The following is an 11,884-nucleotide window of genomic DNA, read 5'->3' as shown; positions in this document are numbered from 1 at the left end:
ACTTATTTAAGACCCATCTTTTGTTGATGAAAGCAGTCTGTATGCGTGAGACGGCGGCAGTAAAGGTTTTCTATAATTCATGCTGGTTCTCGCGCCATCAAGAATCTCGAAAACATTGAATACATAGAGTTTCTTTTTGTTGAATAGAACGAGCCTTTGAGGTTTCTTTGTCCGAGGGGTATCGTTCCTGACAATCATAACGCTGCACGTCACCAGTTCGATCTCGTGTCCTCTTCAAGACTTCCTGATCGTTTCAAACTTGCTGTTGAGGCATTGTGTTTTAAATTGAGATAGTTTTATATTGTCAAATATCCAATCCTCATTTGATTTCGTTTCATTAACCCACTTTAATTCACAAACAACACGTAACGAACCTTGGACACTCTCATAAGTTAAAAATGCCCAAGGTGTTATTGTGACGTACAGAGCAGGTTTTTATGCTAATTTTAGCAATCGTTCTTCCTGTTCGGAGCGAATCATTCCTTGAGATAAAGTCAGGGTTCTTTTCGCGCATTCGGCTGCTGATAAATCATGCGTCACCATCACAATCGTACGACCTTCCTCATTGAACTGCGTCAGAAATGACATGACTTGATCTTTAGTTTCAGGATCAAGGTTGCCGGTTGGCTCATCTGCAAGGATGATTCCCGGATCATTTGCGAGCATGCGTGCTAGGGCAACGCGTTGTTGCTGACCCACACTCAATTCCGCGGGTTTATGATGCATCCGGTCTTTCAACCCAACCTTGTCGAGCAACTCTTCTGCCTTTTGTTGCTGATGCTCATGATGCTTCTTTGCCAGCAACATAGGAACTTGCACATTTTCCTTTGCTGTCAGGTAGGGAATTAAATTGAATGTTTGAAACACAAACCCAATTTTATTTTGTCGTAACTCGGCCCGCGCATTGATCGGTAAATCGTAAACGGATTCTCCATCAAGTAAGATGCGCCCCTCTGAAGGAGCCGACATGGCACCTAAGATAGAAAGCAGTGTGGTTTTTCCACTGCCGCTTGGACCAATAATCGCGACAAAATCTCCCTTCGGAATTTCCAAATTCGTGGCATCCAAGGCCACCACTTCGTCCTGTTTATTTCGATACACTTTTCGAACAGATTCAAATTGTAACATGGAATTATACCTCCTTGAAGCAGAGACAGGGGTCGAGATTCGCCGCTTGACGGGCGGGGAAATAACTGGCAACGAGTGTGACCAAAACAGCCGTTCCTGATGCCAGCAAGGCTAAGCTGGGAATGGGCAGAACCGAAACGTCTGCAAAGTAAGGTCCGAGGAACACAGCGAGCACACTTCCCACAATGTATCCTGAAATTCCGCCTGCCAAACCAAGCAGAACCGCTTTCGCCAAAAAGAGCTGTGTTACAAATCGGGGAGTTGCGCCCAATGCCATCAGAGTGCCAATTTCTCGACGTCGTTCGATGACGTTGGCAAAACTTGCGCTGGCCATACTCGCACCACCAATGGCAACCAGAATCGCCAGGAACAGATACGATAGGTTTGTCATCATCCGGTTAATCGAAATCTGTGTCTCGACCACGTTTGCGATGGTAACGATCTTCGTATCTGGCAAAATGGTTTGCATATCAGCAACCAGACCATTGGCTACATCTTCGCAACAGCCTACTACTTCAATGATATTGACAACTTCTCCAGATTTTGTGAGCCGTTGCACTGTATGCAGGTGTGCAAAGATGCGCCCATCATCGACTGTTCCAGTCGCAGGCAGTGTTGTCAAAACAGAAAATTGTTCCCCCAGAAGTTCTAGCGAATCACCGGGGGCCAAACTATTCGCGGCCGCATAGTCTGCTCCAAGGATTACTTCGTTTTCATTCAATTCCTGGAGTGCACGTCGTTCCGCCAATGCTTCTGGAGCGTCCGCTTTTGTATCGGCAACATTGATTTTTGCTTTGCAACCGGCATGTTTCTTGAAAAGCATGCCACCCTGCCATGAAGTCATTTTCTGAATTTCCGCCTGGGGGAGAATTCCCGTCAGTATGACATTCCGGCCATCAATAATTGTCGGAACGCACAGCTTTGGAGAAATCGCTTCGACACCTGTCAAACCGGAGAGTGCTAACTCAGCCACATGCTCTTCTGGAATGGTTTCCGAATGCATGTCTGCTGCATAGTAATCTTGCAACGTGACTCCCTTGGGCAGAATGAGCACGTTGGCGCCGAGCTTATCGAGCTTTCCGGCGACTTCTTTTTCTGAGAAAATTGTTACGTTGCGAATGGCCACCAAAGCGGTCACACTCAAAACGATTGCCAACAGGCTGGCAATCATAGCGGTCGGACGTTCCCGCAGTTCCTTCCATATTATCGTTCTCATAGTCATGAGACAATCCTTTGTATCAGGTGTGATTTGTTATTTACGGTGTTCTATTCTTTGCAGTGTTTACATCCATCAACGCCACAACTTTTTCCCGCCTTCTTTAATTCAGCGATCAATTGTTGCTGAGTCACGTTCCCGTTGAACCTACCTACCATCACTCCAGGAGGCGCCATAAACACAACTGTGGTGTTATTATCCTGTTGTGGAACTCCTAACTCTTTCAAAAACGAAGCTTCTCTCGACTCTAGTGAAGAGACTGAGACCACTTCGACGACATCACGATAACAGGGGATCGATTTGAAATTCTTCACACCCTTCGGCGTTTCGGATTTCACGGCAGGATTCACGCACAATAGAACCATTTTTCGACTCTGTAATGTCAGCATGCAACGTGACTTTGCTGGTGAGACGAACGACTGATCGATATAGTCGGCGTTAATATTTTTCACAAAAGATCCAGTGATCGCCCCGTTTGGAGCAATCGCGAGCGTCAAAGGCATTGGTGCCCGCGAAACGCCATATTCTTTGACAAGGTTTTGCTCTTCAGGATCGTTGGTGTTGACTGCGACGAAAGTGGTCTTATTTTTTTTGTCCGACAAATTTTGCTGAAGAGTGTTCCACATCGCCTTGGTGGCATCATCCTGGTTTTTCCAGAACATGATAAACGTATATTTATTCTGCTTCGACGCAGCGGCTCGGGAAGTTTCCACCTTGCTGAGCGTGGCAACCCTGGTGATTTCCTGGGCTTTGCTGACTGTGACAAAGGAAGTGGCAATGGCACACGCAATTAAAAGTGGAAATCCATTTCGCTTGAACGAAACGCTTTCAGAAAGTTTTGACATGAGATCGTACTCCTTGTTCTGTATTACTAAATTGTATTTTTTTCAATGTGCTATTTTGGGAGCGCAACACAAAATGTGCCTCTGCACAATAATGACGTTAGAATCAGACTATTCCCCCCCATACTTCGTACGTTCGAAGTACGAATCTGTGACACAGGCTCTTTGTCGCAATCCTTATACCAATGTATGAACTCTGTGGCGAAAAGAAGTGTCTCTACACAATGAGGTAAGGTCCGAGGCAAGCGTGCCCGAGGAAGAAGATCTATATGCGCAACGGTGCTGTGATAAACACACTGGAAGAAGAAACGTTGCTCTTTTTAGCAACCGTATTTTGCACAGATTGACAATAGACATCTAGTGTCGCGCTCAAAGGTGTTGTGATTCCACGCAAGTGAATTGATGAGGCCGTTTGAGCATAAACCACATCTGTCACATGACATACACAAGGACAATCATGTTGAGGATCGTGCTGTTGTGACTGATGTTGTTCCTGAGTGTGACAAAAATGGGTGCAACAGGCGGGAGTCGAAAGACTTTTCTCAGACTCGCTATTTTCACACTGCCCCACAGCGGCGATTCCTTGTCCCCAACAGACGGGGCATGGTTGCAATAACAAGGCAATTAAAAACAGGCGAATCAGTTTCATCCGAATCTCAAACTCAAATTATTTTAGAACAACTTGCGGTTTGTCCTGGTTAGTTTCCGTTGAATATTCACCAGAAAGTGTGATCAATGTGACCACGTAAATTCAAAAACGAATCAAAATGGTCTTCCTTTATATCGTCATGTCGACTTCAACGGCTTTACAGCAACTCGGTATTTGAGGTGATCATTTTTTGTGAATCACTTCGTCTGTCTGCGTGCTGGTCTCGTCCAACATTACAGGTTTTACCTCGCACAACCACTATTTCGACGCCCACATTTCCCATGCTCCCCAAACTGCAGGGATATGGGGAACTAGCAAGAATTAGGACTATCATTTCCAGTATTCCTTTAGATGACTTAGGTACGTCAAAACTTTTCTGAGTCGGATACCACCAAGGCGTTGGTGGAGTCGGTAATTGTGGACAAGCACTGAGCGGTCAGTAGTGGCTGCCCCTGCGAGGGCAAGAATATCAAACTTCCTACGCAGTTTCCTACTGATTAACGCATCATCAAACGGGACAACGAGCTCCGTTGGTTAGACATTAAAATCGCATTTTTTGGATGCCCTGGCTAGATGACAGTACCAGATTACGCTAGAAATCGTTGCCATTGCCCTAATCTTGTTCACACTTTTGCAAATTATCTTGATTAAACCGTGATTGCTGAGAACGGAGTCACTTCAGCAAGTCTGAATTCGCAAAAAGGCATGAGTTTTCAGGGCGCGTGCGACGTCCGTCTAACTCTTCATTTTCGCGGATAGCTAGAAATTCAGTATCTCATCCCTTTAATCTACACGTACAGATTATGATCTTACTGCAAGCGAAATCAAAATACTTTAATTCATCAGTAGCGATGAAAACCGGACTCAATTAGAACGTTGAAGTTCCCCAGAAATAGTGAATCGTTAAATCAAAGTAAGCCTGACAATTAATTAATGGGCTCAAATCGTAAGAATATAGCATTTTCAATACTTACCCCGCCGACCAACAATGCTCTAAGTAAACGATGTATAAGGACTTGCTGCCCCACTTCTCAATAAAGGTTAAGAGCCGGTTCTCTTCAGAGAACGCGAATTAAACCTTAATGAGAAAATCCCCACTTCACCCAAATCGTTAAAGTCAAAAACCAAGGTTTCTCGAAATAGTTATCCTGTGCAATGTAACATTGCTTAACTGCCTCAGGGTTGTCGGACCGACGCTAGTTTTAGACAGGCAGTGGGTATGCTGCGTGATCCTGATAGAGAGGAGAGGGTCAACATCCGCTGTCATGTCGGTCTTCCCTGAATAATTTTAACCGTTTTCACTAGTTCATATATAGTCAATTGATAATAGACAGAAACCCTGATAGATTTAGACAGAATCAAATTCTGTCTATCAATAGTTATGCCCAAAAGCTCTAGCATCCATGCATAAGTTCTATTCGACCAAATACATCTTCGGATTCGGATCCGCCATCATTGTTGTTGGTGCTGATGAGCAACAGGACCCCCATCGATACCGCGCTGAAGCATTCGTCGGATTTCCAAAAACTGTTCACCCTCCGCGAGTCGCTTTTGACCGTATCACGTACAAGACTCCAGATGAACAAATTGATCCGCTGGAGGATCTGACCACTGATGTCATGGGTATGTTCGATGAGGGCCTTTACTTGGCCGAAAAGCTGGTTGGGCATTTTCAAGAATGCGCATGCCGCAAATCGCGTGACAGCTCATGGCTCGACGAAATACTATTCAACGAACTGGACGAACGCGACATTCGGAAAGCATGGGTACATGGCTACTACCACGAGACCTTCAAAACAATTGCCAAGCAATGCCAGACTGAATCGCTGAAGTCAGCATTCGCAGAACTCAAGAAGTACCCACTCTTTATCCGTGGTGGGGCATAACAAACAGTTGGACACGGAGCCGCGACCGTGCAGGTTCTGAATTCAATGTCTTTCGCCCCAGCGCCGGTTCCCGCGAACGTTATGCTCGTCCGGTCGCCAATACCGACTGTAATTGGCGTCAACTCCAACACGCAGAAGTTAGTCAAACTTCTGTGGTGAAGTAGAGTCTCCAACTCGCGTCGGTGTTAAAGATCGAAGTAAAATAAGTTTGCGAATCGTCGTCTTCGAAACCCTGACTTGAGTTCTCGGACGAGCCAAATATCGACCCATTTCGCGAAATGGCATTGATCGAATAGTACTTGAGGTTAGTGCATCGGCCGCGAGCGTTTCGTTCGATATCGAACGCTACTCAGATCGAAACAAAGAAAACTAACCTCATCAGCAAGCTTAGCATCACTTCGGGACTTACACTCGCCATTACGATGATGGTGTGGTGGTCCGTTGCAGCCCACGCAGATGACAAAAAACATGATGCTCATCATGGGCATCATGCGGTCCATATGAACCACATCAAGACCCAAGCAGAGGCGGAAGCTCTGAAGCCGGGAGACTCGATTGCCATGGCGTGTAGCATGTGCAAGCATGTGATGGTCCAGCATGTGACTAAGGACAAATCGCATGTCAAAATGCTGTCTATTGGCCAAAAGCACAAATGTGCCGCTTGTGGCGGTAGTGTCACTGTTGTTGGTACCGGCAAAGGAAAAGGAAAGAACGAAGAAGTGAACCATGTTTGCTCGAAGTGCGGTGATGACGCGATGTTTGTCTGTGCTACCAAGCCTGGCAGCGGTTCTAAACACCATCACTAACTAGGCAAAAAGTAACTTGAAATAGTTAAGACTTAATCTGACCGTGAGGGTCAGGACTGCACCAAGCTGTCACCGTAGGGCAGAATTTCAACCTGCCCTACGGTTGTATAGGGCCCTGTGGGGAGTCAAATTCGCTATGTGCCGATTCGTCCTTTACATCGAGGCCGAGATCACTCTGAATGTCTTAACAACGCGCCCATCTAACCGAGCATCGTCGATAATCATTGCCTCTGAGCCACTCAACGACGAGCCAGAATGGGAACCCGTTCCGCACAACCATCTGTTACCGATACTTCCCAACCGTTCAATGCAGCTGCGAGGCATCGGGTAATCGCTCATGGATATAAAATCTGTCACCATTATCGCCTTGGGAATCATTCTCTTCGGTCTTGTTTCGACGCGATTGCGGCAGAGTGTCGTCACAGCACCTATGGTCTTCGTCTTATTCGGTCTGTTGATTGGAGATGCGGGCTTTCGCCTACTCGAATTCCAATTGGCAAACAATGTAATATATTTACTTGCTGAACTGACTTTGGTCATCGTGCTGTTCACAGACGCATCGCGGATCGACCTGAAATTGCTGTACAGGGAACATAATCTGCCGGTCCGGTTACTGACGATTGGACTGCCGCTTAGCATTGCTTTCGGTACCCTTATCGCTTGGTTGTTATTCCAAGAACTGGGTTTTTGGCAGGCCGCTGTATTGGCGACGATTGTGGCGCCAACTGATGCCGCTTTGGCCCATGTTGTGGTTACGAATAAATTAGTACCGATTCGAATTCGCCAAAGCATCAGCGTCGAAAGTGGTTTGAATGATGGGCTATGTCTACCGCTGTTTCTGATCTTTCTGTGCGGCGCACGTGTGGCTGAGCATCCAGAGTCTACCGCGTATTGGGTTCGCTTTACCGCGATGCAAGTCGGCCTTGGTCCACTGGTCGGCATCGGAGTTGGCTACGTCGGGGGTAAACTGATTGAGCATGCGTCACGGCGCGAGTGGATCAGTCATTCGTTTCTCGAACTCACGACACTCGCCCTGGCACTGCTCTCTTTTGGTGCAGCCGAGTTAGTCGGCGGCAATGGTTTCATTGCCGCCTTCTGTGCAGGACTGACCATCGGAAACGTCTCGCGAGTAATCTGCGGCGCTGTCCGCGAATTCGCAGAGGCCGAAGGGCAGTTACTAACGTTGCTGGTATTTCTAGTTTTTGGTGCCGTCCTGTTGCCACAGGCCTTTGCCAACATCACATTTCTTGGAGGTTTCTACAGTATTATGGGGTTAACTGTGCTAAGGATGCTGCCTGTGGCAGTTAGCCTTGTGGGAACACGGCTGCGACTGGAAACACGTTTGTTTGTCGGCTGGTTCGGACCACGCGGAGTTGCATCAATTGTATTTGCTTTGGTGCTGATGGAAGAAATTGCCGTCCCTGCTCGGCAGGAGATCTTCGCAGTAGCTATGGCGACGGTGGCTTTAAGTGTATTCAGTCACGGATTAACTGCCTATCCGGCAGCGAAATGGTATGCCCGCCGCACAGCGGCTACGCAGCAAATGGGTGCAGCCGCTGAGCACGAATCAATCAACGAAATGCCGTTTCACCGGTGCTGAGGTAATTTCCACGGACGCGAACTCATGGCGTGATGACGAGGTTCCGGAACTGGAGAACGTTTTTGCGTTTTTCATATATACGATGCGCCGTGCATCAATTGGGACAGGATAGTGGTTCCAATATTGCTGGCCGTGGAGGGCTTGTGCTGCCAAGGCCGTTAAAGAAGAAAAAATCTACTACATTATGAAGAATGCCGTAGTAAGCAGCATCTAAGGAACCATAGAAGACTGGTGCTCTCTATACCGAGTCACCATTCAGCCTTGTACAGGCTACAGCAGTCATAATTTCAAGAGGTAGTAACGATGGCCAAACAGGTAATTAACGGAATTTTTGAGGACGCAATTAGTCGACTTGATCGGGCAGCTGAATTCACAAAAATTGATAAAGAGGCAATCGAGCAACTGCGGCACCCCAAGGCTGTGCTGCAGGTCTCAATACCGGTTCGCATGGATGATGGCTCGCTACGGATTTTTCAAGGATATCGTGTCCGACACGACGACACACGTGGACCGACAAAAGGCGGCATTCGCTTTCACCCGGGCGTGACTCTGGATGAAGTAAAGGCGCTGGCCTTCTGGATGACCTGCAAGTCTGCCGTGGTGGGCATCCCATTTGGAGGCGGAAAGGGTGGCGTGATTGTTGACCCAAAACAACTTTCACGGATGGAACTGGAACGGCTGAGCCGCGGATTTATCGGACAAGTCGCAGACTTCGTTGGGCCAGAAACTGACATTCCGGCCCCGGACGTGTATACAAACGCCATGATTATGGGTTGGATGATGGATGAATATTCAAAGATTCATCGCCAACGTATACCGGCTGTGATCACCGGCAAACCAATTCCTTTGGGCGGTAGCCTAGGGCGTGACGACGCGACGGGCCGTGGAGCATACTATTGTATTAAGGAATTGGAGAAGCTGAAGGATTGGCAGCCAACCGACATCCGTGTTGCCGTTCAGGGATTCGGAAATGCGGGACAACACGTCTCACGACTGCTACATGCTGACGGCTACCGTATCGTCGCCATCAGCGATTCGCGAGGTGGTATCTATCGAGCCGAAGGACTTGATATTCCAAGGGCCATCAAGTTGAAACAAGAAGGCCAGATGGTTGGTAGCGTCTATAGTGAACGATCGGTATGCGATTGTCCCGTTTGTGGGGATGTCGAGTCCGAGTGTAAATGTACCACAAATGATCCAGCCACGGGCGAGTCAATCAGCAATGCCGATCTGCTGGAATTGGGCGTGGATATTCTGATTCCCGCCGCGCTGGAGAATCAAATAACCGCTGACAACGCCAGCCGAATCAAGGCGCCAATGATTGTCGAGGTCGCCAATGGCCCCACAACAAACGCTGCTGACGAGATTTTGGTCAAACGAAACACGTTCGTGGTTCCAGATATTCTTGCTAATGCAGGTGGCGTTACAGTAAGTTACTTTGAGTGGGTTCAGAACCGTGCGGGATATTATTGGACGCAAGATGAAGTACAAGATCGCTTGCAGCGCATTATCGCTCGGGAGTTCAACGCGATATACGAACTGATGACAAATCATGCAATCAATATGCGAACAGCAGCCTATGCCCAAGGATTGAACCGAATCAGCGAAGCGATTGAGTCACAAGGCACCAGCCAATATTTCTCGAACGGCATCGTCTCAGATTAAAGATGAGAACGAGACCAGAGTAAGTTAATCGACCCTATGACAGCTGATGTGAGAGTGACTGGAGAGAGCATGATCAAAGACTTAATTCTGAACTTTAAGGTAATCCCTTGGACCGGTGTGCCGTTCCTTGCTGTGCTCGGACTTGCGTTCATGGTCACGTCGCTCACCTACGGGCAGGTGTCTCCCGAAGAGCACAAAAAACATCATCCGGGACAGGCCGGAACAGGTAAAGCAGGACCGGCGGGCAAAGGTCCTGGTATGGGTGGAGGAATGATGGGGGGCGGCAAGGGTGGTGGAATGATGGGAGGTGGTAAGGGTAGCGGCATGGGTGGGATGATGGAAAAAATGGGCGCCCCCAAGCCCAAAGAACTGTACCCCAAGTTGATGGATTTGCCCGACCTGCCCATGGAAGAGCGGGCTGTGATCGTACAAGAAGCCCACCAGCGGATGATGGAAGGCACGAAACTGCTAGCCGCTGGGCTTGACGAACTGGCCAACACTACACCGACCGACGATTTCGGTGTGATGCAAGTGGCCACGGCCAAGATGCGCGAGGGATTGACACAGTTCGAAAGTGGTTTGGCTGCTCACCGTGCAATCGCCGAGGGCAAAGCGCCCCGCAACGTCGCTTTACAATGGTTTAAGCGCGAGATGAACCTGCTGCCACCTGCAGGTGCGGAACCGACGGAGGGGCGGGTCTGGGGCATGACGCCCTTTCATACAGGGGTGATGGTTTTATTGAGTGTCTTCGCTGCCGCCATGATTGCCATGTACTTCTTTAAGATGCGTCGTGCCTCGGCGCTGCTTGAAAAACTGACCACAGCCGAGTCGGCTAACGAAGGTGCCAGTACGACGAGGGTTTCTCCCTCGACCAGTCCGCCATCAGATTCACTGACTGAATCTGAGCATCCTGCAACCTCGAAGGATTCCAATAAGTCGGCAACCGTTGCCGATTGTTGCAATGATTCGGAAGAGACTTGCCCCAGCGACGAGGAATTCACTGATCGGCCAGATATCTCAGCAGGTCTCCTGCCGATTCGTAAGAAGAAGCTATGCCGGTTGCGGGTGGCCCGCATCAACCAGGAAACACCCGACGTAAAAATTTTTCGGTTGGTCGCCTGCCATGGGGGCGGCATCCCTTTTAATTATTTGCCGGGCCAGTTTCTCACGCTCACGTTGCCGGTCGGCGAAAAACCGATCAGGCGAAGTTACTCGATCTCCTCGTCTCCAACCCAGGGTTACTACTGCGAGATCACGGTCAAGCGGGAAGAGCATGGCGCGGGCTCACGATATCTTCACGACGAATTAAAAGTTGGCGACACGATTGAGGTGCAGGCCCCCAGTGGTAAGTTCTTCTTCACCGGCAAAGAGACAGACAGCATTGTGTTGATAGCCGGTGGTGTGGGGATCACGCCGATGATGAGCGTCACCCGCGCACTGACGGACATGGTCTGGGGTGGTGACATCTACTTCATCGTGGCCTGCCATGACCCTGAGCATCTCATCTTCGAGTCCGAACTAAATCGGCTTCAGGAGCAACACGAGAATTTGCATGTTTTCGTTGCTATGAGTCGCATCGAAGAAGACATAGATGGCTATCGGAAGGGTAGGCTATCGCGGGACTTACTAGCCGAGTGGGTGCCAGAAATTGCGTCCAGACGGATTCACATCTGTGGTCCGGCTGCGATGATGGATGCAGTCAAGAAAATGCTGGTGGAACTCAAAGTGCCTGCGGAGAGCATTCACACCGAGAATTTCGGAGGCGAACAGAAGCCACAAGTGCGGGCCAAAGAACGAGCGAAGACGGCTGAGACGGACATCGCTGAGACAGGCGGAACGGTGACCTTCAGCAAATCAGGTAAGTCAACACAATTTCACGCGGACGAGACCGTTTTGGAGGCATCCGAGCGCGTAGATGTTGACATCGAATACTCGTGTCGGGTTGGCTCGTGTGGGGTGTGCGTAGTCAAACTCCTATCAGGAAGAGTTTCAATGGAAGTCGAGGATGGCTTGGAACCGGAAGACAAAGAGGCCGGAATGATTCTTGCCTGTCAAGCAAAATCAACCGGCAATGTAAGTGTAGAAGTGTAAG

At 48.7% G+C, this 11,884-nt stretch carries 8 protein-coding genes; 5 read left to right on the top strand and 3 right to left on the bottom strand.

Annotated elements, in window-relative coordinates:
* Window positions 1–435: 435 nt before the first annotated feature.
* From ACN0YH_RS08210 to ACN0YH_RS08200, 3 genes are read right to left on the bottom strand one after another with little or no spacing between them, the layout of a single operon-like run.
* Window positions 436–1,128, bottom strand: a complete 693-nt coding sequence (locus tag ACN0YH_RS08210) for an ABC transporter ATP-binding protein (protein ID WP_417379086.1) — start codon at window positions 1,126–1,128, stop codon at window positions 436–438.
* Window positions 1,129–1,132: 4 nt separating this feature from the next.
* Window positions 1,133–2,344 (bottom strand): ABC transporter permease, encoded by a 1,212-nt coding sequence (locus tag ACN0YH_RS08205; RefSeq protein WP_417379085.1) that lies wholly within the window; start codon window positions 2,342–2,344, stop codon window positions 1,133–1,135.
* 50 nt (window positions 2,345–2,394) lie between these two features.
* Complete coding sequence (locus tag ACN0YH_RS08200) at window positions 2,395–3,189, bottom strand: hypothetical protein (protein WP_417379084.1); 795 nt, start codon at window positions 3,187–3,189, stop codon at window positions 2,395–2,397.
* A gap of 2,049 nt (window positions 3,190–5,238) precedes the next feature.
* Here ACN0YH_RS08200 and ACN0YH_RS08195 point away from each other — a divergent pair.
* From ACN0YH_RS08195 to ACN0YH_RS08175, 5 genes are all read left to right on the top strand, one after another.
* Window positions 5,239–5,721: a hypothetical protein gene (locus ACN0YH_RS08195; RefSeq protein WP_339735538.1), complete on the top strand. Its 483-nt coding sequence runs from the start codon at window positions 5,239–5,241 to the stop codon at window positions 5,719–5,721.
* A 560-nt stretch (window positions 5,722–6,281) separates the two neighbouring features.
* Entirely contained in the window at window positions 6,282–6,527 is a 246-nt protein-coding gene (locus ACN0YH_RS08190; RefSeq protein WP_417379083.1) for a hypothetical protein, read from the top strand.
* A gap of 337 nt (window positions 6,528–6,864) precedes the next feature.
* On the top strand, window positions 6,865–8,127 hold the full coding sequence (locus ACN0YH_RS08185; protein ID WP_417379082.1) for a cation:proton antiporter: 1,263 nt from the start codon (window positions 6,865–6,867) through the stop codon (window positions 8,125–8,127).
* Between the two features lie 303 nt (window positions 8,128–8,430).
* Complete coding sequence (locus tag ACN0YH_RS08180) at window positions 8,431–9,792, top strand: Glu/Leu/Phe/Val family dehydrogenase (RefSeq protein ID WP_417379081.1); 1,362 nt, start codon at window positions 8,431–8,433, stop codon at window positions 9,790–9,792.
* A gap of 69 nt (window positions 9,793–9,861) precedes the next feature.
* Window positions 9,862–11,883 (top strand): 2Fe-2S iron-sulfur cluster-binding protein, encoded by a 2,022-nt coding sequence (locus ACN0YH_RS08175; RefSeq protein ID WP_417379080.1) that lies wholly within the window; start codon window positions 9,862–9,864, stop codon window positions 11,881–11,883.
* Window position 11,884 lies beyond the last annotated feature (1 nt).

It is taken from the genome of Gimesia sp. (genome assembly GCF_048262075.1).
Classification (GTDB): domain Bacteria; phylum Planctomycetota; class Planctomycetia; order Planctomycetales; family Planctomycetaceae; genus Gimesia.
Note: the sequence above shows the minus strand (reverse complement) of the source record. Positions and strands in the feature narration are given on the sequence as shown.

Coding starts and splice junctions, on each gene's coding strand:
- ACN0YH_RS08175 (WP_417379080.1), top strand. CDS start 9,862: ATGATCAAAGACTTAATTCTGAACTTTAAGGTAATCCCTTGGACCGGT.
- ACN0YH_RS08195 (WP_339735538.1), top strand. CDS start 5,239: ATGCATAAGTTCTATTCGACCAAATACATCTTCGGATTCGGATCCGCC.
- ACN0YH_RS08190 (WP_417379083.1), top strand. CDS start 6,282: ATGGCGTGTAGCATGTGCAAGCATGTGATGGTCCAGCATGTGACTAAG.
- ACN0YH_RS08185 (WP_417379082.1), top strand. CDS start 6,865: ATGGATATAAAATCTGTCACCATTATCGCCTTGGGAATCATTCTCTTC.
- ACN0YH_RS08200 (WP_417379084.1), bottom strand. CDS start 3,189: ATGTCAAAACTTTCTGAAAGCGTTTCGTTCAAGCGAAATGGATTTCCA.
- ACN0YH_RS08180 (WP_417379081.1), top strand. CDS start 8,431: ATGGCCAAACAGGTAATTAACGGAATTTTTGAGGACGCAATTAGTCGA.
- ACN0YH_RS08205 (WP_417379085.1), bottom strand. CDS start 2,344: ATGAGAACGATAATATGGAAGGAACTGCGGGAACGTCCGACCGCTATG.
- ACN0YH_RS08210 (WP_417379086.1), bottom strand. CDS start 1,128: ATGTTACAATTTGAATCTGTTCGAAAAGTGTATCGAAATAAACAGGAC.